At 68.8% G+C, this 25,238-nt stretch carries 18 protein-coding genes and 1 pseudogene; 4 read left to right on the forward strand and 15 right to left on the reverse strand.

All coding sequences use genetic code 11. The annotated features are described in order from the left end of the window. Position 1: 1 nt before the first annotated feature. Together G3I56_RS30265 and G3I56_RS30270 are read right to left on the reverse strand one after the other, a co-directional pair. Positions 2–2,194 (reverse strand): DNRLRE domain-containing protein, encoded by a 2,193-nt coding sequence (locus G3I56_RS30265; RefSeq protein WP_164414568.1) that lies wholly within the window; start codon positions 2,192–2,194, stop codon positions 2–4. Between the two features lie 31 nt (positions 2,195–2,225). Beyond that, positions 2,226–3,140, reverse strand: coding sequence for a hypothetical protein (locus G3I56_RS30270; protein ID WP_164414490.1), 915 nt, complete (start codon positions 3,138–3,140; stop codon positions 2,226–2,228). A 736-nt stretch (positions 3,141–3,876) separates the two neighbouring features. On the opposite strand from G3I56_RS30270, the gene G3I56_RS30275 reads away from it, so the two are divergent. The 4 genes from G3I56_RS30275 to G3I56_RS30290 all read left to right on the forward strand — a co-directional run bounded on the left by G3I56_RS30275 (position 3,877) and on the right by G3I56_RS30290 (position 9,185). Next, on the forward strand, positions 3,877–5,550 hold the full coding sequence (locus G3I56_RS30275) for a DUF262 domain-containing protein (RefSeq protein WP_164414492.1): 1,674 nt from the start codon (positions 3,877–3,879) through the stop codon (positions 5,548–5,550). Positions 5,551–5,594: 44 nt separating this feature from the next. Beyond that, positions 5,595–5,927, forward strand: coding sequence for a hypothetical protein (locus tag G3I56_RS30280; protein ID WP_164414494.1), 333 nt, complete (start codon positions 5,595–5,597; stop codon positions 5,925–5,927). Between the two features lie 430 nt (positions 5,928–6,357). Then, positions 6,358–6,822 (forward strand): hypothetical protein, encoded by a 465-nt coding sequence (locus G3I56_RS30285; RefSeq protein WP_164414496.1) that lies wholly within the window; start codon positions 6,358–6,360, stop codon positions 6,820–6,822. 65 nt (positions 6,823–6,887) lie between these two features. Beyond that, entirely contained in the window at positions 6,888–9,185 is a 2,298-nt protein-coding gene (locus tag G3I56_RS30290) for a tetratricopeptide repeat protein (RefSeq protein ID WP_164414498.1), read from the forward strand. A gap of 225 nt (positions 9,186–9,410) precedes the next feature. Here the strand turns inward: G3I56_RS30290 and G3I56_RS30295 are convergent, their stop codons facing one another. From G3I56_RS30295 to G3I56_RS30355, 13 genes and pseudogenes are all read right to left on the reverse strand, one after another. Next, the gene (locus G3I56_RS30295) at positions 9,411–11,873 is read right to left on the reverse strand and encodes a SpoIIE family protein phosphatase (RefSeq protein WP_164414500.1); all 2,463 of its coding nucleotides are present in this window, start codon (positions 11,871–11,873) and stop codon (positions 9,411–9,413) included. 90 nt (positions 11,874–11,963) lie between these two features. Next, positions 11,964–12,971 carry an ABC transporter permease gene (locus tag G3I56_RS30300; protein WP_164414570.1) on the reverse strand — a complete coding sequence of 336 codons (1,008 nt, stop codon included), beginning with the start codon at positions 12,969–12,971 and terminating at the stop codon, positions 11,964–11,966. A 19-nt stretch (positions 12,972–12,990) separates the two neighbouring features. Then, positions 12,991–14,541 carry a sugar ABC transporter ATP-binding protein gene (locus G3I56_RS30305; RefSeq protein ID WP_164414502.1) on the reverse strand — a complete coding sequence of 517 codons (1,551 nt, stop codon included), beginning with the start codon at positions 14,539–14,541 and terminating at the stop codon, positions 12,991–12,993. Positions 14,542–14,589: 48 nt separating this feature from the next. Continuing rightward, positions 14,590–15,633 (reverse strand): sugar ABC transporter substrate-binding protein, encoded by a 1,044-nt coding sequence (locus tag G3I56_RS30310; RefSeq protein WP_164414505.1) that lies wholly within the window; start codon positions 15,631–15,633, stop codon positions 14,590–14,592. 39 nt (positions 15,634–15,672) lie between these two features. Then, positions 15,673–16,440 (reverse strand): SDR family oxidoreductase, encoded by a 768-nt coding sequence (locus tag G3I56_RS30315; protein ID WP_164414507.1) that lies wholly within the window; start codon positions 16,438–16,440, stop codon positions 15,673–15,675. Then, positions 16,437–17,789, reverse strand: coding sequence for an L-fuconate dehydratase (locus G3I56_RS30320; protein ID WP_164414509.1), 1,353 nt, complete (start codon positions 17,787–17,789; stop codon positions 16,437–16,439). The genes G3I56_RS30315 and G3I56_RS30320 overlap by 4 nt, the downstream gene beginning before the upstream one ends. Positions 17,790–17,939: 150 nt before the next feature. Beyond that, the gene (locus G3I56_RS30325) at positions 17,940–18,464 is read right to left on the reverse strand and encodes a hypothetical protein (protein WP_164414511.1); all 525 of its coding nucleotides are present in this window, start codon (positions 18,462–18,464) and stop codon (positions 17,940–17,942) included. Between the two features lie 452 nt (positions 18,465–18,916). Then, positions 18,917–19,333: a hypothetical protein gene (locus tag G3I56_RS30330; protein ID WP_164414513.1), complete on the reverse strand. Its 417-nt coding sequence runs from the start codon at positions 19,331–19,333 to the stop codon at positions 18,917–18,919. A 1,173-nt stretch (positions 19,334–20,506) separates the two neighbouring features. After that, positions 20,507–21,477: pseudogene (locus G3I56_RS30335) on the reverse strand (2OG-Fe(II) oxygenase family protein). A gap of 196 nt (positions 21,478–21,673) precedes the next feature. Further along, positions 21,674–22,594: a homocysteine S-methyltransferase gene (gene mmuM / locus G3I56_RS30340; RefSeq protein ID WP_343240094.1), complete on the reverse strand. Its 921-nt coding sequence runs from the start codon at positions 22,592–22,594 to the stop codon at positions 21,674–21,676. After that, a complete protein-coding gene (locus G3I56_RS30345) occupies positions 22,591–23,340 on the reverse strand; it encodes an amino acid ABC transporter ATP-binding protein (protein WP_164414574.1) in 750 nt (249 codons plus the stop codon). The genes mmuM and G3I56_RS30345 overlap by 4 nt, the downstream gene beginning before the upstream one ends. Further along, positions 23,340–24,233 (reverse strand): amino acid ABC transporter permease, encoded by an 894-nt coding sequence (locus G3I56_RS30350; protein WP_239135195.1) that lies wholly within the window; start codon positions 24,231–24,233, stop codon positions 23,340–23,342. The genes G3I56_RS30345 and G3I56_RS30350 overlap by 1 nt, the downstream gene beginning before the upstream one ends. Next, a complete protein-coding gene (locus G3I56_RS30355) occupies positions 24,230–25,132 on the reverse strand; it encodes an ABC transporter substrate-binding protein (protein ID WP_203690984.1) in 903 nt (300 codons plus the stop codon). The genes G3I56_RS30350 and G3I56_RS30355 overlap by 4 nt, the downstream gene beginning before the upstream one ends. Positions 25,133–25,238: the final 106 nt, after the last annotated feature.

Consider the following 25,238-nt stretch of genomic DNA (forward strand, 5'->3'; position numbering starts at 1 on the left):
ACTAATTGATCTGCTGTACCTGACCGGTGTAGTCGCCGAAGGTCGTGCCGGCGGCGGTGGTCGAGGTGGCGTACACGAACTGAAGGACGCGGCAGCCGCTGTTGGTGCTGGTGTTGTCGAAGTAGTCGTGGCCAAGGGCCACCGCGGCGTCGATCGCGGTCTGGCAGGAGTCGGCGCTGACTGCGGTTGTGGGGGCGATGACGTACTTCGGGCGGGCGAGTGTGGAGCCGGTCGGCGACTCGGAGACCACCTTGGTGGTGGAGTTGTCGGCGACGGGCAGGGAGGTGGTGTACACCTGCCAGGTCGTCGCCGACGGGCTGACCTTGGCGAAGGTGGTCGTGGTGCCCTGGTCGTCCTTGAGAGTGAATGAGGTGGTCAGTGATCCGGTGAGGGTGAGGTCTTCCGCGCCCGGCTCGGGCTTCCAGCCGCCGGAGTTGGTGGCGGTGAAGCCGGTCTGGTTGCCGTCCGCGTCGATCAGAGCCACCGAGGTGGTTGAGGTCGACGTCTTGCGGATGTAGGCCCAGTCGGAGTCGGTGACTTCGGCGGAGACGCCGGAGGTCCACTGCGGGCCGAAGATTGCGACCTGGCCGGCGGCGGACCCGGCGGTCGGGCGGCGTGAAGAGGCGGTGCGGGTGACCGACAGGCCGAAGCCGGAGGCGTCGGTTGCCGACAATGTGAAGTCGCCGGTCAGGTCATTGACCGCACCTGGTCCGACGCTCTCCGAGGGGGCGGTGCCGGCGTTGCGGTCCACCGTGACGGTGTGGGTAGGTGAGTACTTGGTGGTGGTGCCGTCGGTGAAGGCGGCCCGGATGTCGATCGACCCGTCATCGGGCATCGAGGTCGAGGACGTCACATTCCAGGTCAGCGGGGCCGGGGCGCCGCTGGTGACGGTCACCGGCCAGGTGGAGACGGCCGTGCCGTCGGAGGTCTTGGTGATGTCTCCGACGGGGATGTTGGTCCAGGTGTCGGTCTCGCCGCGCCGGTACTGGTAGGTCACACCGGTGTAGGTGGTGTCGCCCTTGGAGGTCAGGGACAGGCGGCGGGCGGTGATGTCGCCGTCGCTGGGGGTCTGCAGGCTGGCGTGGTCGGATCCGACGCCGAAGGAGTAGTCGGTTGCGCTGGTGGAGATGTTGCCACCGGAGTCGATGGTCTTGACAGACAACTCGTGCCAGCCGTCGTTCGGCGCGATGGAGATGGTCAGCGGGTCACCGCCGTTGCCGTCGGCGGTGTCGTACACGCTCTGCTTGGTGAGCGGGTCGTCCAGACCCCACAGGTAGCCCTGGCCGTCGGTGGAGGAGGTGTCCAGGGTGCAGGTCACCGAACCGGAGGCCTTGTCCGCCCAGGTGTCCTGCGCGTAGGTGGCGCACGAGACGGTGGGGGCGTTGGGCTTGGCGACGTTGGGCACGAAGTAGATGTATGACGACCAGGGGCCGTAGTCGATGCCGTCGTAGCCGCGTACTCGCATCCGCAGGTGTGAGGCGGCCAGTTGGCTGGCTGTCGGTATCGTCAGCTTCGCCGTGCCGCCGGAGGACACCGACGCCGAGGTGGCGGTGTAGGAGTACGAGGTCTCACCACTGTACGACGGGTCGTTGGTGATCTCGAACTGGCCCTTGACCGTCGAGCCGTCGGCGTCGGTGACCTTCGCCGACAGGGTGGGGGTGTAGGTGGTCACGTACCGCTTGCCGCTGTAGGCGTTCACCGAGCTGGGCGAGATCGCCAGCGCGCTGGTGTTGGCGTAGGAGTTGTAGTTCACCACCAGTTTCGGTGCGTAGCCGGACGTGCCGTAGTTCGCGGAGCGAAATCGCCGCCAGCTGGTGGAGTCACTCTCGTCGGCGCTGCGGATCTGCAGTCCGTAGTTGGTCGCGCCGTCCGCCCAGGCCTGCACGATGGTCTGCAAATTCCAGTTCGAGTACGCGGCCGGGCAGGAAGAGCTGTAGCCCCAGTGACCGCTGTTGTTCGCCACGCCCGTGGTGGTGGTCGAGGGTTGCGCACTCCACGTCACCGCGGACGACGACCAGGTGGAGGTGATCCGCCGGGCCTGGGTCGCCGCGCCCGAGGTGGAGCAGGTCGCGGAGTAGTAGTTGTACAGCGACATCGTCGCCGAGGTGATGTCTTTGCCGGTGAACTTCGATACGTCGAACTTCAGGTAGGCGCGCGCTACATCGCTGCCGGAGTCGTACGTGCCCGACTTCAGCTCGGTCGAGGAGACCTGCGAGTCGGTGTAGTCACGGCGTCTGCACCCAGGTGTCCGTGGTCACCGCAAGCGTGGAGGTCGGGTCGACCGTCACCGGATACGTAGCGGTGGCCAGGAAGTCGGCGGCAGGGGTGAGCACCAGAGTCTGCGACCCGTCGTCCGCGGTCTCTACCTTCGTGGCGACCTGCTCCTGGTGCGCCGACTCCCCGGACGCCGCGTCCTTGGACGCGTCCCACATCATCGGTGCCGGCGCCTCGGCGACCAGCTTCCCGCCGAAGTCCTTCAGCAGCAGGTGCCCGGAGTCCGCCTGGGACAGCGTCAGGCCCTTGAGTCGCAGGGGTATCCGGTAACTGACGGCGGAATCGGCGGGCCGGCCGTCCAGCTTGATGTTCTCCGAGAAGCCCTGTGCCAGCGCGGTCGCCGTCAGGGTCTGCCCGTCGCCCAGGTTGTACGACGCCGTGGCGTCCTTCACGGTCGGGGTGGGGAGCTTGTCCGCCCAGCCCAGGCCGAAGGATTCGGAGCCCTTGGCGACCGAGGCCAGGGTGGTGTCCCCGCCGTCCGACACCGTGATGTCCGCCGCGGCCACATGAGGTTGCAGGTCGGCGCCGGTGTCGGAGAGGTCGGTGTTGATGTCGTGCCAGTCGCCGTCCTGCTTCACCCGGACCGGACCGGCGTAGTCCTCGGTCTGCATGCTGCCGTCGGGGAGCGCGTACGTCGTGGAATCGCCGGTCCTGTCCGACAGGACCTCGATCTTCCGGTTCTGCAACCGGGCCATCAGGAAGGCGGAGGCAGGGTCGTTGGCCTCGGGGGCACCGTAGTGGGCGTTCGCGGAAGCAGTGGATGCTGTCGCGGCGGCGGCGCCCTCAGGAAGGGCCACCGCCGCGCCGGTGTCGGCGAGGGTGAGAGCGGCTTCGCCAACGAGGACGGCTGCGGCTACCAAGCCCACCGTGCGTATGTGGGTTCGGGACCAGCCGAAACCGTTCGACCGACCGACTCTGCCAAGTCTGCCGGACCGTGATCTGCTGCGCACGGACAACCCCCGTGATCTTTCCGTTCGTGAAGCCATGGACGGGCAGATCTTTACATCAGCCACACATTGGCCCCTCGCGATCGCTGCACATATCGCCAAGCGGGAGCAAAGGTGCCCGATGGGAACCCTCAAGGGACTCGCAGCCCACATCCTCAATGGAGGTTGCAAAAATGGGCAATTAACCATATCTCCACCATCCGGCCGCGCTCACCCACGCCTCCCGTCACGGATGTGACCTTGATCAAGACTTTGCGAGATATCGGCCTAATAGTAGAAATTAAGTACATCAGCTAATAAATCCACCCTGACTGTGCGTCAAATTCCGCCGCCTTCCTCCATTGGTCGCCGAGACCGGCCCCACCGGTCAGCGGGCGGAGCAGCTCATCCGCCAGGTGTTGGGTCCGGCATCGCGTCCGGGGCGTCGGCGAGGCATGCCTGCCGACCCTCACCGGAAACCAGCCGCGCGAAGGGAACGTACCCAGCAGGCTTCTACGGACCTGGGGTACCGGCCCGTATGGAGTGGCAGTGGCTCCGCTGTGGCCACAGCGGAGCCACTGCTCTCCGCCGACGGTGCAGCGGGCGATGTCACAGCCGGTCGGCAGCTCGCCGAACTCCTGGGACACAGCGCCAACGCCTCCGACATCATTGGGGCATGCAGCAACTCGAGGCGCAGGAAGTGTCCCTGCACAAGGTCTTCAGCAGCGACTACGACTTCAGGATCCCGGACTACCAGCGTCCGTACGCCTGGGACGTCGAGCAGGCCGTGCAGTTGCTCACCGACTTGGAGGAGTCGCTGGACAGGGGGACGGACGAGCCGTACTTCCTCGGCTCCATTGTCCTCGTCAAGGCGAAGGGGAACGCGCCCGCCGAGGTCATCGACGGCCAGCAGCGCCTCACCACCCTGACCATCCTGCTCGCCCTCCTTCGCGACCTGACGGAGGACCCCGATCTGCGCAGCGATCTTGACAAGCTGGTCACAGAGCCCGGCAACAAGGTCCGCCGGCTCGACCCCAGGCCCAGGCTCACCCTGCGAATCCGCGACGCCGGCTTCTTCCAGCAGTACGTCCAGACGACGGGAACCACCGAGGCGCTGCGGACCCTGAAGGAGGAGACGCTGCCGACGGACGCGCAGAAGGCCGTTCTGCGTAACGCGGAGGCACTGCACGCGATACTCGCCGTCTGGTCGGAGGAGCGACGGCTGGACCTTGTACAGATGCTTGGTGAGCGCACTTTCCTAGTGGTCGTCAGCACTCCCGATCTGGACAGCGCGCACCGGATCTTCAGCGTGATGAACTCCCGGGGGATGGACCTTTCGCCCACGGACATCTTCAAGTCGCACATCATCGGTGCTCTGGACGAGAGGACCTCGGAGGAGTGCGCCCGCAAGTGGGAAGACGCGGAGGAGGCCCTGGGGCGGGACGACTTCGCCGACCTCTTCCTTCATCTGCGCATGGTGTTCGCCATGAAGCGGGCGGAGCGGGAACTGCTCAAAGAGTTTCCCGAGCAAGTGCTCAACCACTACCTGCCCGGCAAGGCCGAGTCGTTCGTCAACGACGTCGTCGTACCGTACGCGGACGCCTACGTGCAGATCCGCGACGCCAGATACACGGCGGCCTCTGGAGCCGAGCGGGTCAACGCCTGGTTCAAACGCCTCCAGCAGATCGACAACAACGACTGGCGGCCCGCGGCCCTGTGGGCGCTGCGTAACCACGGCGACGACCCTGCCTGGCTCGACGGATTCTTCGGCGCACTGGAGCGGCTGGCGGCCAGCATGTTCATACGCCGCGTCTACACCACTCCCCGCGTCACGCGTTACGCGGATCTCCTGCGCGAACTCAACGCCGGCAAGGGCCTGGACGCGACGTCCTTCGCCCTGACGGACACGGAGAAGGCCGAGACTCTCGCACGGCTGGACGGCGATATATACCTCGTCACCAAGACCCGTAAGTACGTCCTGCTGCGCCTGGACGAGATGCTGGCCGGAAAGCCCGGAGTCTCGTACGACCACACCCTGATTACCGTCGAGCACGTGCTGCCACAGAATCCGAAGCAGGGGTCGCAGTGGCTGCGGCACTTCGCCGACGAGCAGCGCAAGGAGTGGACGCACCGGCTGGGTAACCTCGTCCTGCTCAATCGGACGAAGAACGCCTACGCCCAGAACTACGACTTCACAGAGAAGAAGTCCAAGTACTTCACCGGCAGGCATGGCGTTTCCACGTTCGCCCTGACCAGCCAGGTATTGCAACATCAAGAGTGGGCGCCGCAACTGCTACAGAAGCGACAGCTGCGACTTGTGGGACTACTGGCCGACGAGTGGGATTTGTGATCAGTCAGCACGCCAGTGACGTTGCTCCGCCGGTCCGGGGTGCGATGGTCCTTGATGTACAGAGTCTGGCGTACACCGCGGCGGCCTGCCGCGACACCCTCGCCCTGGCCCGTGAACTCGCCCGACACCTCGGCGTGGACAGCTCCTCGCACGTCCGGGCGGCCATCACCACCGCCGAACCGGTACCCCTGACAGCCATCGTCACCACACACGGCGGCGCCTTCAGAGAAATCCCCGACCGCGCACGCCGGCCCCGCCGCATCCAGACGGTGACCGCTCTGGTCAACCCCGCCGACGAAGACGATCTGCTGCGTGCGAGTGCCCAGGAGCTCCTTACGGACCTGATGCACCAGTTCGGCATCACCGCCCACCTGTAGCCGCCTCACCGGGGCGACTGCTGTCCTGCCGCCCGCACTGGATAGGTTCTTTCCCGCACGGCAAGCGCCGTCGTGACGACTCGACAGCCGTTGGCGGGCACCCGGCACACCCGGTCCCTCGCAGATACCCGCACGCCAGGCCGTGGAACGCGACACAGACGTGATCCAGGGGTGCTGGAAGAGCTGACCCGTGCCGTTCGAACAGCACCACCCCGCCCTGTTGACCGCATTCCTCGCGCACACCGGACTCGAAATCCACCCAGCACCAACCTGATCAGAAACCTCAGTGAGTCTGCCACTGAAGTGCGGGCCTTCTCCGCCCTCTTCGGCGGAAGGCACGTCTTCTCAGAAACCCCCAATTCCGGCCTGCCTGGACCGGTACGGTCTCCATCCAACCGATGCTGTGAAACGGGCGAGGAAGGACAGGCGCATGCTTCCCGAGGTCTTGGCTTTAGCCGCGTCCGGCGGTACCGCGGTGGTGCAGGCCGCCGGGACGGAGGCGTGGGGCCAGTTGAGCGGGCGGGTGGCTCAGTGGCTCGGGCGAGGACACGCCAGGGCGGAGGAGGCCGAGCTGGAGCGGCTGAACGGGACCGCGGGCGAACTGCGTACGGCGAACGGGTCGGCGCAGGTGAGAGCCGCCCAGGAGTCCTTGTGGCGCGATCGTATCGCCGAGGTGCTCGAAGGTCTGGGGAATGATGAACAGGCTCGGGCGGTAGCGGAGTTGCAACATCTGCTCGCCCCGTACATGGTCCCCCACGTACGGGCGAACGGTGCGGGAGTCGTCGTGGAACAGCACGTCACCGTACGGGCCGACAACCAGTCGATCGCGGCGCACAACCTGTACGGGGGCGCGCACATCGGCCCTCCTACGACGCCGGATCCCTCCCTCGGCTGACTGGACCGGCGTCCGGCGGCCCTGACCTCGCGCAGTCCGGGCTCATCGGGGACCGGCCGGGAGGTGTGAGCGCGCAGGCCGGTGCCGGGGGCATAGCGATCGGCGCCTACCACGCCATGCCTTACGGCGGTGTGCCGGCCTTTCCCCAGCAGCGGGCGGAGCGTCCGCCCCGGATCGGGACCATTCCTCGGGAGGCTGACTACTATCAACGCCGGACCGCCAGTGAGGCGTTGAACCAGGAGTCGGCCACCGGTCAGCCCGCGGGCACTCATGTGCTGACCGGGACGGCCGGAGTCGGCAAGACCCAACTCGCCGCCCTGTACGCGCGCGACGCGTGGAAGTCCGGTCAACTGGACCTGCTGCTGTGGATCAACGCCAACACCCGGGCCGGTATCGTCACCATGTACGCCCAGGCCGCGTCGGAGCTGCTCGGCGCGGATTCCGGCAGCCCGGAGCAGGCTGCCGTCACCTTTCTGGCCTGGCTGGAGCACAGGACGCGGGCGCAGCCATGCCGTTGGCTCATCGTGCTGGACGACGTCTCCGATCCGGGCGACCTGCGGCACCTGTGGCCCCCGGACAGTCCGTACGGCCGTACGGTGATCACCACCCGGCGCCGGGACGCGGCGCTGAGCGGCGGCGGCCGACGCCTGGTGCCCGTCGGCCTGTTCGGCCCGGAGGAGGCCGTCGCCTATCTGTCCAGCAGCCTGTCCGACCACGGCAGCACCGAGCCCAAGGACACCCTCGCGGACCTCGCGAGAGATCTCGGATACCTCCCCCTGGCCCTCTCCCAGGGCGCGGCCTTCATGCTGGACGCCGGTCTGGACGCGACGGCCTATCGCGAACTCCTCGCCAACGGAGCCCGCAACCTCGCCGAGCTCCTGCCCGAACAACGGACCCTGCCCGACGACCAGGACGCCCCCATGGCCGCCGCCTGGGCCCTGTCGATCGACCACGCCAACGGTCTCCGCCCCACGGGCCTCGCCCGGCCCATGCTCCAACTGGCCGCCATGCTCGACGCGAACGGCATCCCCAACAAGGTCCTGACCGACGGCCCAGCCCTCGACCACCTGTCGACCTCGGTACGAGGGCGGCACCGGCGGGGACAGCGGCAGGGGGAGTGCACCGACGAGGAAGCCCGCGGAGCCCTGCGCGCGCTCCACCGTCTGAACCTGATCGACCACACCCCGGGCGATTCCCCTCAAGGCGTGCGCATCCACCAGCTCATCCAGCGCACGGTCCGTGACGCGCTGGCCCCGGCCGAGTACGAGCGGCTGGTGCGGGCCGCCGCCGACGCGCTGACCGCCATATGGCCGGACATCGAGCGCGACACCGGCTTCGCCCAGGCCCTGCGGGCCAACACCACCGCGCTGATGCGGCACGGGCAGGACGCCCTGCACCGGCCGCACCCGCATCCCTTGCTGCACCGCATCGGCCGGAGTCTCGGCAAGACGGGCCAAGTCAGCGCGGCCCGCGACTACTTCGAGGACCTCGCCCGCACGCTGCGGCGGTACTGCGGCCCAGACCACCTCGACACGCTGCTTGCGCGGGGCGGTCATGCCCGCTGGCGGGGCGAGGCGGGCGACGCCTCCGGCGCCGCGGACGAGACCGCCGACCTGCTCGGGGACGTCCTGCGGGTCCTCGGCCCTGATCACTCCCACACCCTCACCACGCTCAGTAACCTCGCCCGGTGGCGGGGCGAGGCAGGCGATCCCGAAGGGGCCGCCGCGGCGACGGCCGACCTGCTCCGGGACCGGACGCGGATCCTGGGCCAGGACCATGAGCTGACCCTCTCCACACGCAGCAACCTCCAGTACTGGCGTGGCCGGACGGGCGACCCGGCCGACGCCGCCGTGGCCACCGGCGAACTGCTGGAGGACATGCTGCGGATCCTGGGCCCGGAGCATCCCTACACGCTCACCGCGCGCAGCCACCTCGCCCACGTTCGCGGCCGTGCAGGCGACCACAAGGCCGCCGCGTCGGCGACCGCAGAACTCCTTGAGGATCAGGAACTGATCCTGGGCCCCGACCACCCGGACACCCTCACCACCCGTCACGAACTCGCTCGCTGGCAGGGAGAGGCCGGGGACGCCTTGGGCGCCGCCAACTCCCTGACCACGCTGCTGAAGGACCGCTCCCGCGTCCTGGGCCCCGACCATCCGCGCACCCTCGCCACCCGCAGCAATCTCGCCTGCTGGCGGAGCGAGGCCGGAGACCGCGCGGGCGCGGTCTCCCTCACGGAGGAACTCTTGCACGACATGCTGCGGGTCCTGGGCCCCCGCCACCCCTACACCCGTATCGCCCAGGCCAACCTGGCCCGCTGGCGCGAGCAGCCGGAGGACGACGGGACACCCATCCCGTACTGACCTGACGTTCCATCGGGATGGCCCGAGCAGACATTGTCCGGTGAGTGCAGTTCCTTCCAGGGGAAGGCCCGTTGATCAGGCGCCAAGTTGGTCCAGCACAGCTGCCGCGCCCCACAAGGCGTCCACGCACACCCCGTGTGTCCCTTCGGCCGTTTCCTGTACGGGCCGTTTCTCCCGCACCCCGGTCGGGCGGCAGCCCCGTGCTCCAAGGGCTGCGCAGCACCCTCAGCGCCCGCCCCGGTTGCCCACCCGCCCCGGGAGGTCCTGCTCGGCCCAGATGATCTTTCCGGCCTGGGTGTAGCGCGTACCCCAACGACGGGTCAGCTGGGCGACCAGGAACAAACCCCGGCCGCCCTCGTCGGTGGTCCGCGCGTGGCCCATCCGGGGCGAGGTGTTGCTGGCGTCGGACACCTCGCAGATCAACTTGTCATGCCGGATCATGCGCAGCCTGACGGGTCCGGTGCCGTGCCGGATGGCGTTGGTGACCAGCTCGCTGACCACCAGTTCCGTGGTCATCACCAGGTCGTCCAGCCCCCATCCGATGAGCTGGCGGCCGGCCAGCTCCCTGGCGCTCGCGACGATCGCCGGATCCGTCGGCAGGTCCCACGAGGCGACCCGGTCGGCGCCCAGCGCGTGCGGCCGGGCCAGGAGCAGAGCGACGTCGTCGGTCTGCGGGCCGGTCAGCAGATTGTCCATGACCGCCGAGCACAGCTCCTCCGGCGGCAGGCCGGACTGCGCGAGCACATCGCTGAGTCGGGACAGCCCGACGTCGATGTCCTGGTCACTGCTCTCGATGAGGCCATCGGTGTAGAGGGCGATCAGGCTTCCCTCGGGGAGGGACATCTCGGCGGACTCGAAGGGCAACGAGCCGAGGCCCAGCGGAGGGCCCGCCGGAAGGTCCGGGAAGGTGACCTTGCCGCCGGGGGTGACCACGGCGGGCGGCGGATGTCCGGCCCGGGCCATGGTGCACAGCTGGGTGACCGGGTCGTAGACGACGTAGAGGCAGGTGGCGCCCAGTACCGCGGTGGCGATGGGCTCGTCGTCGCCGCCCTTCTCCTCCGCCAGGCGGATCACCAGGTCGTCCAGGTGGGCCAGCAGCTCATCGGGCGGCAGGTCCATGTCGGCGAGCGTCAGCACGGCGGTACGCAGCCTGCCCATGGTCGCCGCGGCGTTGAGGCCGTGCCCGACGACGTCACCGACGACCAGGGCGACCCGGGCGCCGGACAGCTGGATCACGTCGAACCAGTCGCCGCCCACCCCTTCCCGTACGTTGGTCGGCAGATAGCGCGAGGCCACCTCCATGGCGGTCCCGCCGTTCAGCTCCTGCGGGAGCAGACTGCGCTGCAGGGCCAGCGCCGCAGCGTGTTCACGGGTGTAGCGGCGGGCGTTCTCCACCCACACCGCGGCCCGGCTGACAAGCTCCTCGGCGAGCAGCAGATCGTCCTCCTCGAACGGATGCGGATGCTCCGTACGGATGAAGGTCGCCACCCCCAGCACGGTGCCGCGCGCGGACAGCGGCACCCACATCACCGAGTGAATCCCGAACTCCGCGATGCTCCTGGCCCGCGCCGGGTCCTCCGCGACCCACGGGGCGGTGGCCGGGTCCAGGAACGGTTCCAGCACCGCGGTGCCGCTGACCATGCACTCGAAGTACGGCGAGGACCCGGGGGCGTCGATCGAGTCACCCGTGGCGATCACCGACTCCGGGCAGCCCTCGTGGATCGACTGCTGCCCGGCACGCCGCAGCAGATACGCGCTGCCGGCCGGCCCCGAACCGGGTTCTTCGCCGTGCAGCACCGCTTCCAGCAGATCGACGGTCACGAAGTCGGCGAGCCGCGGCACCGAGAAGTCGGCCAGCTCCTGGGCGGTCCGCATCACATTCAGCGTGCCCCCGATACGGGCGCTGGCCTCGCTGAGCAGGGCCAGGCGCTCCCGGGCCCGCCATCGGTCGGTGACGTCCATGCCCATGTAGCACACGCCCAGCGGGTTGCCATCCGGGTCGTCGAGCCGAAAGAAGGAGGTGGAGTAGGCGTGTTCCTGGTGCGGATCCGCCCAGGTCCAGCCCCGGTACTCGTAGTCGATGACCGGCACGCCGGTCTCCAGCACTCGCCGCATCTGCGCTTCGAGGGCATCGGTGTTCAGGCCCGGCAACGAGTCCGACATCCGGCGCCCGAGCCGCTCGTCGCGCGGCACACCCCCGTAGCGCTCCAGGGTGTCGTTCATCCACACGTACCGCAGGTCCGTGCTGAGCACGGCCATGCCGAGCGGTGAGCGGGTGAGGAAACCTTCCAGCACTTCCCCGCCGACCGCCCAGGTCGGAGCCTTCGACACGTCGATCGCCGATACGAGCCAGGCCCTACGGTCGTCGGTGTCGGACATCGCGGTCACCCGCAGCCCGACCTCGAGACGGCGGCCGTCCCGGTGCCGGGCGCCCACCAGACCGCCCCAGCTCTCCCGGGTACCGCACTCCTCGACGACCTCGGCCGCCCGTGCCGCATCTTCGGGCTGGGCCAGCAGAGTGGCGGCGGAGCGGTCGAGGACCTCCGCCGCGCCGTATCCCAGGAGCCGCTCAGCGGCCCCTGTCCAGGCGATGACCGTGCCCTCCGCGTCGATCACCGCAGCAGCCACGTTCGCCATCTCGAACGGTCCATGCGTTCCGTCCGGTCTTACCTCCTGGGGGAACATCATGAGAGCCGTCCTATCTGGCGGATGGCATATGGGTCATTCTATGGCGTATCGCCCGACGCTGCTCCCCCTCGGGACCACTCGGGCCTCGCCCTACTCCTGGCCCTCGCCGGTGGTGAGCCGGGCGATCATCAGCGCCACCAGGATGATCGCGCCGTAGACGGCCTGGATCCAGAAGGACGACACCTGCGCCAGGGTGAGCAGGTTCTCCAGCATGCCCAGCAGCAGGACCCCGAGCAGCGCCCCGGCCAGGGATCCCTTGCCGCCGTTCAAGCTGATGCCGCCGATGACGGCGGCCGCGAACACGGTGAAGATCAGGCCCTGTCCCTGATTGGCGTTGATCGCCCCGACCCGTCCGGCGATCACCAGACCGGCCAGCGCGGCCAGCGTCCCGCCGATGACCAGAACTCCCCAGGCCACCCGGTCGACCCGGATGCCCGCCGCCCGCGCAGCGGGGGCGTTGCCGCCCACCGCGTACACCGCGCGTCCCAGCCGGTGGTAGCGCAGCACCCACCCGGCGGCGGCGAAACAGGCGCCGGTCACCCACACGGAGACGGGGACGCCGAGCCAGGTGTCGGACCCGAGGGCGAAGAACGCGGCGGGGGCGTCGAACAGGGTCTTGCCGGACACCATGCCGACCAGGACTCCGCGCAGCACGATATTCATCGCCAGGGTGACGATGAAGCCGTTGAGCCGGAGCTTGACGATCAGCAGACCGTTCGCGGCCCCGATCAGCGCCCCGGTGAGCGGAATGACCAGCAGGCCGAACCAGGTGGGCAACTCGCTGCCGAAACCCGCCGATGCGGCCGGGAGCACGACCATGAAGCCGAGGGCCGGGGCCAGCCCCGCGATCGACTCCAGCGAGAGGTCCATCTTGCCGCTGATCAGGATCATCGCCTCGGCGAGCACCAGCAGTCCGAGCGCCGAGGAGGCGCTGAGCACATTCAGCAGGTTGTCCCGCTCAAGAAAGCTCTCGTTGCTGACCGCACCGATGACCAGCAGCAGGAGCAGCGCGGGCAGCAGCGCCAGGTCACGGATCCGGCCCAGGGCGATCGCGCGTACGGGGTGGCGGACGGCCCTTTCCGGTCCGTCACCGGGCATCGGGCCGTTCTGCACGGTGTCATTCATGGCCGGTGCCGACCCCTTCGATCGAGGCCACCAGTTCTCCGTCGGTCCAGCCGACGGTGTACTCGGCGGCGAGAGAGCCGTTGAACATCACCAGGACGCGGTCGCAGGTCCGCAGGTCCGCCAGCTCGTCCGAGACGACGAGCGCCGCGCGTCCCGCGTCCCTGGCCCGGTCGACGACCGACAGCAGCGCCCGCCTGGACTTCACGTCGACACCCGCCGTCGGGTTGATGAGGACCAGTACCGGCGGGTCGGTGGCCAGCGCCCGGCCCATGACGACCTTCTGCTGATTACCGCCCGACAGGTCCTTGACCGGCTGGTCCGGGCCGTCCGTCGTGATGTCGAGACCGGTGATCGTCCGCCGCGCGAAGATGTCCCGGGCCCGGCGCGAGATCACGCCCAGCCGCCCCAGCCGGTCCATGATGGTCATGGAGGCGTTCTCGGCCACCGACAGCTCCGGCACCAGCCCTTCATGGTGCCGGTCACGCGGTACACAGCCCACGCCCGCCGCGAGCGCCGAGGCGACACTGCCAGGCCGCGTCGGACGGCCGAGCACCTCGATCCGCCCGCTGTCGGGCCGGTACAGCCCGGCCAGCGCCTCGGCGACCTGATGGCTCCCGGAGCCCGCGAGCCCGGTCAGCCCCACCGTCTCGCCGGACCGGATGGCGAAGCTGACGTCCGTGAAATGCGGGCCGCTCAGCCGGTGCACCCGTACGGCCACGGGCGCGTTCGCCAACTGCGACCGGATCGCGCCGTCGCCGGGAACCGCACCCGCGCCCCGCTCTCCGGTCATCGCCCGGACGAGTTCGGTCCTGCCCAGCTCGCCCACGGGCGCCGTGGTGATCCAGCGGGCGTCCCGGAAGACGGTGACGACCTGGCAGACGGCGTAGACCTCCTCCAGATGGTGGGAGATGTAGAGAAACGTGATCCCGGCCCTCTGCAACCGCCGAATATGGGTGAACAGGCGGTCGATCGCCCGGCTGTCCAGCTGGGCGGTCGGCTCGTCCAGAATGATGAACCGGGTTCCACGCGAGATCGACCTCGCGATCTCCACCATCTTGGCGTCCTCGACGGTGAGCCCACCGGCCGGCACGTTCTCGTGGACCTCCACACCCCATTCGTCCAGCAGCTCGCGGGCCGCCGAGCGCATCCGCCGCCAGCTGATCACCTGGCCGCGAACCGTGGGTTGCCGGTTGACGTACAGGTTCTCGGCGACAGTGAGATCCGGGATGATCGTCGACTGCTGGTAGACGCAGGCGACCCGCCGCTGCCACGCCTCACGGTCCGCCAGGCCGGGCGCGGGTTCGCCGTCGAACAGGACAACGCCGCGGTCCGGCCGCTGCAGTCCGGTCAGGATGGCCACCAGGGTCGACTTGCCTGCCCCGTTACGGCCGACCAGGGCGTGCGACTCACCGGCCCGGACGGCGATCCGCACGTCGTCCAGGGCCACGGTGGGCCCGTAACGCTTACGGATCCCGTGGGCCTCGGCCACCGCGCGGCGGCCGGCGCCATCGGCGCGGGGTTCGGTCGGTGGCGTCCGGTTCATCGCGGCCTCGCTTCCTGGGCGCCCGGGAGGGGACGGTCTCCCGGGTGGTCAGGAGCTCTTGCCGATCTGGTTGCCCCACAGCGACGCGTCGTCGACATTGGCCTTGGTCACCAGCAGTGCCGGGAGCTGGTCCTCCAGGAGTCCGCTGGGCAGCCGGACGATGGTGCTGTCGTGGTCGGTCGGGCCCGGCCGGAAGGTCTGGCCCTCCATCGCCCGCTTGATGTAGTAGATGCCGTATTTGGCGTACTGGTCGGCCGGCTGGGAGACGGTCGCATCGATCAGGCCCTTACGGATCGCATCAAGCTCCTGCGGGATGCCGTCATTGGAGACGATCACGACGTGCCTGGGATCACCGGCCGCCACCAGCGCGTCGTGCCGCCGCAGCGTGCTCAGTGTGGGGGCCAGATACACGCCGCCCGCCTGCATGTAGATGCCCTTGATATCGGGGTTGGCGGTGTACAGCGCCTCCAGGCCAGCCGCCGCCCTTTCCGCCTTCCAGACGGCGGGAATGTCCAGCACCTTGATGCCCGGGTAGCTCTTCTTGACGCACGAGCTGAACGCCTCCGAGCGATCCCGCCCGTTGACCGACGCCAGGTCGCCCTGGATCTGTACGACCTTGCCGGTCCTCACCGCGCCGCCGATCCGGCGGCAGGCCTTCTCCCCGTAGGCACGGTTGTCCGCCCTGACCACCATCGCAACCTTGCCCTTGTCCGGCGCCACATCGACGGCGACCACCGGCACGCCCTTGCGCTGCGCGGCATTCAGCCCGGCGACGATCGCCGCGGAGTCCAGCGGCGAGACGACCAGGCCCTTCACGTTCTGGGCGAGCAGATTCTGGATGTCGGTGATCTGTTTGCTCGGATCGGAGTCGGAGTTCACCGTCTGCAGCACGCGGACGTCCTGGGCTGCGGCCTGCTGGGGGACGTAGGAGTTGTACGACTCCCAGAACGGTGAGGTGAGCAGCGGCAGCACCACCCCGACCTTGCCCGAAGCGGTGTCGGTGGTGCTGCCCGTGCCCCCACCGCAGGCGGTGACGGCCGGCCCACAGCCGAGTGCGAGGGCTGTTCCGACAGCGGCGATGCGTCGCTTCATGATGCTCGGCTCCGAGTAGGTGGTCAGTAGTTGGTCATGTCAGTGGAAGGAGTCCGGACGTCTGCGGATGCCCTGTATCCCACCGTCCACGGCGAGTGCCGTCCCGGTGGTGGCACCGGCCAGCGGCCCGGCGAGATACGCGATGGCGTCCGCGACCTGCTGGGCCGTGACCAGGCGGCCGGTGGGCTGGCGGGCAATGAGAGCAGCGCGTTCGGCCTCCGGGTCGTCGGAATGTTCGAGCAGTCGGCGCACCCAGGGGGTGTCCACGGTGCCCGGGTTGACGCAGTTGACCCGGATGCCCTCGCCGATGTGGTCGGCGGCCATCGCCAGGGTCAGCGCGAGAACCGCGCCCTTGCTGGCCGCGTACAGCGCCCGCTGCGGCAGCCCGGCCAGCGCCGCGACCGAGCAGGTGTTGACGACGGCCGCGCTGGGAGACCGGCGCAGATACGGCAGCGCCGCCCGGCTGGTGCGGACGATGCCGAGCACATTGACGTCCAGCACGTGGTGCCATTCCTCGTCCGCGTTGTCCTCCACGGTGCCCAGCGCGCCGATGCCGGCGTTGTTGACCAGCACATCCAGGCCGCCGAACAGGTCCGCCACCCGGCTCACGGCATCGGCCACCGACACGGCGTCCCCGACATCGGCCTGTACCGCGTGCAGCCCTGCGGGCACGGGCCCAGGAGCCCGGTCGAGCACCGCTACCCGGCACCCCCTCGCGGCCAGGGTCTCGGCGGTGGCCAGGCCGATCCCGGACGCCCCGCCGGTGACGACCGCGGCCAGCCCCCGGAATTCCTCCCCGGGGTTCATGTCGGGGGTCCCTCAGCCGGGGGCACGTCGTACGGGGGCTGCCAGGCGGCGCCACCGGGGAACGCGTACGTGGCGAGCGACCCGGGCCGCATCGCCGCGCTGAAGCCGGGGGCGGTCGGGGCCGCGTACCGCCCCCGGACGATCACAACCGGGTCGAGGAAGTGCTCGTGCAGATGATCCACATACTCGATGACCCGGCCCTGGAGGGTGCCGGAGACCGCAAGATAGTCGAACATCGCCAGATGCTGCACGAGCTCGCACAGGCCCACCCCGCCCGCGTGCGGGCACACCGGGATCCGGAACTTGGCCGCGAGCAGGATGATCGCCAGGTTCTCGTTGACTCCCCCGACCCGGCAGGCGTCCAACTGCAGAAAGTCGATCGCGCCCGCCTGGAGCAGTTGCTTGAACATCACCCGGTTGTGCACGTGTTCGCCCGTCGCCACCCGCACCGGCGCCACCTTCCGGCGGATCGCCGCGAGACCGAGAATGTCGTCCGGGCTGGTCGGCTCCTCGATCCAGTACGGGTCGAACTCCGCCAGCCGCCGTATCCACCCGACCGCCTCGGCGACCCCCCAGCGCTGATTGGCGTCCAGCGCCATCCGGACCCCGGGGCCGATCGTCCCCCGCGCGGTACGGCATCGCCGCACATCGTCGTCCAGATCGGCACCGACCTTGAGTTTGATCTGCCTGAACCCACTGTCCACGGCCTCCCGGGCCAGCCCGGCGACCTTGCTGTCCGGGTAACCGAGCCAGCCAGGAGACGTGGCATAGGCCGGATACCCCTCGGCGAGCAGCCGCGCCTCCCGCTCCTCCATCCCGCCCCGCGCCCGCCGCAGAATCCCCAGCGCCTCATCGGGGGTCAGCGCGTCCTCCACATAACGGAAGTCGATCAACGCGACCACCTGCTCGGGCGCAAGGTCGGCCAGCAGCTTCCACAGCGGCTTCCCCTCCCGCTTCGCGTACAGATCCCACACGGCGTTGACCACGGCCCCGATGGCCATGTGCACCACGCCCTTCTCCGGCCCCAGCCAGCGCAGCTGGCTGTCGCCGACGAGCGAGCGACAGAACCCCCCGAGGTCGGACAGGACCTCTCCCAGCCGCAGCCCCACCACATGCGGGCGCAACGCGTTGATCGCCGCCACCTCGACCTCATTGCCCCGGCCGATGGTGAAGCAGAACCCGTGCCCCTCCAGCCCGTCCCCGGCATCGGTGCGGATGATCACATATGACGCCGAATAATCCGGATCGGGATTCATCGCGTCCGACCCTTCAAGCCGACGAGACGTGGGAAACCGGATGTCGTAGGCGTCCAGCGCCGTGATCCGCCCCCGCGTCGGGTGGGGCCTCATGGCAGGCGGCTCATCGACGTCATCGTGAGGACTCCAGAGAATCAGGCCTGACGGCAAGCTTAGACACCCAAATGAGTTTATATCTCCTAAAAGCCCCGGCCGCGCGACCGCACACCTGTGTCTCCGAGGGCTTAGTGGTCGAGCCTGGTACTACAGCCGTGACTCGCGATCTCGTTTGTCGCGGGTGGCGTAGTGGCAGCGTTGTGCGCGTGTTTGGTGGGTTCGGCGCCAGCGTGACTGGATGATCACGATCGCCGGTGGTGGCGGTGTGGTGGCCCAGACGAGCCGGTTGAGCAGGCGGCGGATCTCCTCGGCGGTGTAGCGGATCAGCTTTTCAACGCGGCCCGACGGGCCCCCTTTTCGGGCGCCGGGAGCGGTGCGGCCGGTGCGGGCAACAGGTCGTGGTCGTCGGGCTCCTGGAGGTGGCGGCTGCGGGTGTCGGACGGTCATGTCCGTTTCGCGCTTGGACCCGTGGTCCCGGTCGTCCAGACGCAGGCGGAAGATGACTCCGCGGTCGAGAAAGGGCAGCGAGATGCCGTCGCTGCCCTTCCTCGGGCTGTCCCAGAAGTAGATGGTGCGACTTCGGCCCTCGCCACCCTGGAGCTCAAACGCATCGGTCGCCTCGCGGGCCTCGTCTCCGGAAAAGCTGATCTTGATTTCCGCGGCCGTGGCCATTGAAGTCTCTCCCATGGCGCTGTTTTTCCACGGTGTTGACGCCTTGCACCGTGCGTCACCGGTTCGGTCGACGAGTGGCGTCGTGTATTCGCCTTTCCGGAGCACACGGTCGACCAGTTGGTCCTGCGGTGAACTCCGGGGCGGCGCATTCGAGGGTGCGGTCGCCCACCGTCACGGTGTACTGGAAGCCATCCGGCGCACCGGGGCGGGCCCGGCTGTCGGCGACGGCGAGGCGTTCCCGTTCGCCTGCGTCGGGCCGTCCCTGGTCACCGCCGCGAAGCCGGACGCCATGGCCATGCTCCGAGCTGCACGCCAGGCGGGTGAACATCAGGTGATGGTCTGTCTCACCAGGGCAAGGCCGGGGATAACGCTCAGAGTGGACGGCGGTCGGCAAGGGCTGTGGTCTCCGATGATTTTCTGAACTTGCCGGAACGGTAGTCCGGCCCTCGACGTCACTGTTCGCGGTGGAGTCCGTGGTGGGTGCGGAAGTCGAAGAAGCGTAGGCCGCCGATCACGGTGCCGGACTCGATTTCCTGCAGAGTCCAGGGGTGGGTGGAGTAGTCGTCAAGTGCAACACCACCGTGCTCAATTAGCAGCGCGACCAGTTGGCGAATCTCTGTGGTGCCGTCGATGCGCCCGGAAATGTCGATCTGCACTGCCCAGCCGGGATGGTGTCCGACAGCCGCTTCAAGGACTGCAACCTCGTCGGGATCCCAGTCGGAGAAGAAGTGCCCGGATTGCTCATCGCCAATGTCGATGTAGAGGTTGCCGTCCAAGCTCCACGGATCACGCTGCTGTGGCAGGTGCTGATCGAGCGAGGCGACAGTCTCAGCTCGCTCACCTGCAGGGAAGACAAACACGCTGCGCATGGGGTGGAGCGTAAGTGGTGCAGGTTCGCGGTGACCACGGATATTCAGGACAGGTGCGGGTCCGTCGACGTAGTGCCGCGGGGCCGGTCGGCCGTGGGTGTAGCGCCAGGGTCAGTCCTCAGCCGTGATCAAGCCTCGGTTGGGGTGCGGATCCGGTAGGACGTTGCCGCGAACCGCACGAAGACAGGCAGCCGGGGCGGCAAGCCCATCACCCACGACACCGCCCCTACAACGACCCCAACACTATCGAGCGGGCCATCAACAAAGTGAAGGACCGGCGAGACATCGCCACCTGCTACGACGAAACGTCCGCGAGCTACCTCGCCGGACTCCACCTCCCGCGAACCGACTCTCCGGGTCAGCAGCCTCCGGCAGGCCTCCGAAGAACCGTCTTTTCGGTCCAGCACAGCTGCCGCGCCCACAAGGCGTCCACGCACACCCGTGTGTCCCCTCGGGCCGTTTCCTGTACGGGCCGTTTCTCCCACACCGCGGTCGGGCGGCAGCCCCGTGATCCAAGGGCTGCGCAGCATCCTGATCGCCTGTCGACATCGCAGGGCACGCGTGCCCAATTTGCCTGAATTCCATGGCCACCCGAAAGAGAGGACCTCAGTTCGCAGGCCTGACCCGGGATTTACCTTGGATACGCGTTCGAGTTTCAAACTGGAGACCTACGCATTTCAATGCGCAAGACCAGCTTTGCTAATTCGGGCCCCATCTGGGCCCCATCTGACCCTCGAACCCACCTCACGGGGCGGTGGTTTAGACCACGAGAAGGTAAAGGGCAAGGAAAAACCCCAGGTCACGGCGAGTGAGTCCCGGGGTTTTCCAGAGCCGCCTTCGGGATTCGAACCCGAGACCTACGCATTACGAGTACGCCGGTTCGACGGCCTGGGCGGATGCTCGCCCAGACGTCAACATGGTTCTGGGATCCGCCCCGCACAACGGATGTCGAGCGTCGCCGGATACCTTGTAGGTGAGCATCCGCAAGAAGTCCCCGGCGCCGCGCGAGCCGCGCTTGCCGGGCCAAAACGCCAGCTCAGAGCCATGAGCGCAGGCAGTCGACATGAGCGTCAAGTACAAGGAGACGGCCCGGGGTGGGCTTGCGGTGAACATCATCGAGTGTTGAGGCGGCCGGTTTTGGTGAGGGCCGCCCTTCCCGCTTCCCGCGCCTCGTCAGGCGGTCAGCAGCTCAGGGTGGTGTTTCCTGACGACCTCGGGGTGGGCGCGCGCCCAGCCCTTGAGTTCGTTCCAGCCGAACTCCGCGTGGAGCGGGTTGTCCGGGTCCTCGGTGACCCCGCTCGCCTGGGCCGCGCCGGGGAAGGGCAGGGGGGTGATGTGGGCGTCCAGGCGGGGGTTGTGGAAGAAGGGCGCCGAGAACCGCTCCCGTGCTCCGGGCGGGGAGAGGACCCGGTGGTTCGTCGCCTTCAGGTAGCCGTTCGTCGCCACCTCCAGCAGTTCGCCCAGGTTGACCACGAACGCGCCCGGCAGGTGCGGAACGTCGATGAAGCCGTCCCGGCCCGGTGACTCCACCTGGAGGCCGGGTACCTCGTCCGTCAGCAGCAGGGTCAGGAAGCCGTAGTCCTTGTGTACGCCCACGCCCTGGTCGTCACCTTCCGGGGCCCGCCCCGGGTAGCGGATCAGCTTGAGGTTGTTGCGCGGGTTGCCGGAGAAGGCCTCGTCGTAGAAGTCCTCCGGACCGCCGATGGACGCGAGCAGTTCGTGCAGCAGCCGGTGGGCGACCGCGCTGAGGCGGTCCATCCACTCCAGCGCGACCTCTCGCGGTGCGGGGAGGGCGTCCGGCCGCTGGTTGGGGCCCTCCAGCCACCAGTACGGGGGTTCGCCGAGGCCGGGCACATGGCTGGGCAGCTCGTTGCTGATGTCGAGCTGGTCGCGCCGGTCGCGGCGGCCCTGGGTCTGCTCGTTGCCGATCCGTGTGTAGCAGCGGAGTGCGGGGAGTTGAGGTTGTCGATGACGTGCCGGTCGGCTTCAGGCAGGGTGAGGAACTCGCGGGCGGCGCCCAGGAGCCGGGCCTGTTCGGCCGGGGTGACGCCATGGCCGGTGAGCTGGAAGAAGCCGACGTCGCGGGCGGCCCGGTGGAGCGCGTCACAGTCGAGGGCGGAGAGGTCGATCACGGGGAGGCCGATGGGTTCAGGCGTGGTTGGTCTCCCGGGAGAGCGTTGGTTCAGTGGTCGTGGGTGTGGGTGTGGTCGTGGGTGTGGGTGTGGTCGTGGGTGTGGGTGTGGTTGTGGGTGTGGGTGTGGGTGTGGGTGTGGGTGTGGGTGTGGGTGTGGGTGTGGGTGTGGGTGTGGGTGTGGTGCCGGCGAGGCGTGGTGTACCGCGTCAGCGGGCGCTGGGCGCGGGCCGGGCCGCCGGTTCGGTGTGAAGGCCGGCGGCCAGTTCCCTGATCTCGGTGGGGCCAACCCGGCAGCAGCCGCCGAGGATCGCCGCGCCGGCGGCGAGCCAGGAGGGGGCCAGGTTCGCGATCTCGTCCTCGGCGCCCTGCCAGCCGCGGGTCTCGGGGTCCCAGACACCGCCGCCGTTGGGATAGGCGACGCCCGGCAGACCGGTGACCAGGGCGAGGGCCGCCGCGGTGTCGGCGGCGGGGGCACAGTTGACGCCGGTGGCGACGACGGCGTCGCTGCTGCGGGCCAGGGCGAAGGCCTCGGTCAGGGGCTGGCCCGCACTGGTGGTCGTACCGCGGATGCTGTAGGAGAGCCAGGCCGGGATGCCCAGGCCGTCGAGGGCGGTCAGTACGGCCTCGGCCTCCCGCAGATCGGGGATGGTCTCGACGGCGAAGACGTCGGGGCCCGCCTCGGCCAGCGCCTCCAGCCGGGGGCGGTGGAAACGGGTGAGCTCGGACACCGTGAGGCCGTAGTCGCCCCGGTATTCGGAACCGTCGGCGAGCATCGCGCCGTAGGGGCCGACCGACGCGGCGACCCAGCCCGTTCCGGCGGCGGCCCGGCGAGCCAGGGTCACGCTGCGTCGCAGCAGGGCCGTGGTCTGCGCGCGTGGGATTCCCAGGCGGGCGAAGCCGTCGTAGGTGGCCTGGTAACTGGCCGTGATGGCGATCTGCGCACCGGCCGCGAAGTAGGCGCGGTGGACGGCCTCGATCGCTTCGGGGGCGTCGCGCAGCAGACGGGCGGACCAGAGCGTGCCGCTCAGGTCGTGGCCCTGGGCCTCCAGTTCGTTGGACATGCCGCCGTCCAGGACCAGTGGTCCGGCGGCCAGGGCCTCGGTGAAGGTCGTCACAGCACTCGTCACAGCACTTTCGTCACGAAGTCGCGGGTTCGGGGGTGGTCGGGCGCGGTGAGGATGCGGGCGGGCGGCCCGGACTCCAGCACCCGGCCGTCGTCGAGGAAGACGACCGCGTCGGCGACCTCGCGGGCGAAGCCCAGTTCGTGGGTGACGACGAGCATCGTCATGCCGTCGGCGGCGAGGTCGCGCATGACGTCCAGGACCTCGCCGACGAGTTCCGGGTCGAGCGCCGAGGTCGGTTCGTCGAACAGCATGAGCTTCGGCCGCATCGCCAGGGCGCGGGCGATGGCCACCCGTTGCTGCTGGCCGCCGGACAACTGGGCGGGGTAGGCATCGCGCTTGTCGGCCAGGCCGACCCGGTCAAGGAGCGCCATGGCCTCGTCGGCGGCCTCGGAGCGGGGACGGCCGGCGCCCACCGGTCCCTCGACGACGTTGGCGAGTGCCGTCAGGTGCGGGAACAGGTGGAAGCGCTGGAAGACCATCCCGATCCGGCGGCGTTGCCGGGCCAGGTCACGGCGGCGCAACTCGCGCAGCCCCCGCCCGTACCGCTCGTAGCCGACCGTTGATCCGTCCACCACGATCCGGCCGCTGTCGGGCCGCTCCAGGTGGTTCACACACCGCAGGAAGGTGGACTTCCCCGAGCCGGACGGGCCGATCACGCAGGTGACCGTCCCGGGCGGCACGGCCAGGTCGATGCCGCGCAGCACCTCCTGTCCGCCGAAGGACTTGCGAACCCCGGTGGCCTGGACCATCATCGGCGGCTGCCTTTCGCGAAGTGGCGCTCGAGGTAGTGCTGACCGACGTTGAGCAGGGTGGTGACGGCCAGGTACCAGATGCTGGCGACGATCAGCATCGGGATCGTCTGGTAGGTCTTGGAGTACACGATCTGTACGGAGTACAGGAGTTCCGTGTAGGCCAGCACGCTGACCAGCGAGGTCGTCTTGAGCATGGAGATGGTCTCGTTGCCGACCGGCGGGATGATCACCCGCATCGCCTGGGGCAGGATGATCCGGCGCAGGGTTCTGGCCCGGGACAGGCCCAGCGCCTCCGCGGCCTCGGTCTGCCCGTGGTCGACCGAGACGATCCCGGCCCGGATGATCTCGGCGAGGTAGGCGGCCTCGTTGAGGCCGAGGCCCAGCAGGGCCGCGGCGAAGGTGGTGACGACGGTGTTCGCGGGGACCTCGCCGACCGCCGGCAGGAACGGCAGGTGCAGGGACAGCGTCGGGTACAACGCCGAGATGAAGCCCCAGAACAGCAGTTGGACCAGCAGCGGTGTGCCCCGGAAGAGCCAGATGTACGCCCAACTGACGGTCCGGGCAACGGTGTTGTCCGACAGACGCATGAGCGCCAGTCCGACGCCCAGCACGAGACCGATCGCCATGGCCGCGGCGGTGAGTTCCAGGGTGGCCAGCAGCCCCCTCAGCACGGTCCGGCTGAACAGCCACGCACCGACCGTGTCCCAGCCGAAGCGCGGGTTGGTGATCAGCGACCGGAGCAGTGCCGCGGCCAGAAGCAGGACGACGAAGGTCAGGACCCACTGGCCGGGTCTGCGCCGGCGGACGACCGGCAACTCCTCCATCGCCTCCGCCGTCTCCATCCCATCCGTGGCGTCCGTCGCCTCTCCCGCCTTCGTCGCCTTCGTCATGAGGCCGCGTTGATCTCGAAGTCGTCGAGCGCCCCTGACTCCAGGCCCCACTTGGCGAGGATCTGCCGGTAGCCGCCGGTCGCCTCGAGGTCTTCAAGGGCCGACTTCAGCAGATCGGTCAGCTCGCTCTTCTTCGGGACCGCGATGCCGAACGGCGCGTTGCCGTAGGAGTCCCCGACGACGTCGAGCTTGCCGCCGGACTGCTTGGCCGTGTAGGCGGCGACCGGCGAGTCGGCCAGGGCGGCGTCGGCGCGGCCACTGGTGAGGGCGAGGTTCACACCGGTGCCGTCCGGGAAGGTGCTGACCTTGATCGGCGTCTTGCAGGTCTTGGCGCGGGCGGGCAGGTCCACCAGCGCCTGCGTGGAGCCCTTCGCCACGGCGACGGTCCGGCCGCACAGGGAGTCGCCCTCCGGCTTGAGCGCCTCGGGGTTGCCCGCCCGGACCAGCAACGACGTGCCCGCGTTGAAGTAGGTGACGAAGTCGACGACCTTCTCCCGCTCGGCGGTGTCCGTGAAGGAGGAGATGCCGAGCTGGTACTTGCCCGCCTGCAGGCCCGGGATGATCGAGTCGAAGGGCACGTTGACGACGGTGACCTTGACGCCGAGGACCGTGCCGAGAGCCGCGCCGAGGTCGGCCTCGGCACCGATGACCGTCTTGTTGTCGGCGGCGAAGAAGTCCATCGGGGGATAGCTGACGTCGCTGGCAACCGTGATCCCGTCGGCCTTCACCGCGGACGGGACCTTGCCCGCGAGCGTGGCGTTCTCGGCGATCGGGGCGGCGGAAACGGAAGCGGTGGACTTCGGTCCGGACGACGTGGCGGTCGGCTCGGAGGGGTCGGCGCAGCCCGCCAGGAGAAGCGTCGCGGAGCCGAGGAGTACGAACGGGCGCAGAGCGGACAACGGGAACTCCTGATGAGCCTGATTTCCGAGGGTCGGGATGGGAAGGAGGCTAACCTTCGATGCGAAATAAACAAATCCAGTTGCTCATCCTGCACGGACATTGCCA

This window comes from Streptomyces sp. SID12488 (assembly GCF_010548275.1).
Taxonomy (GTDB): Bacteria; Actinomycetota; Actinomycetes; order Streptomycetales; family Streptomycetaceae; genus Streptomyces.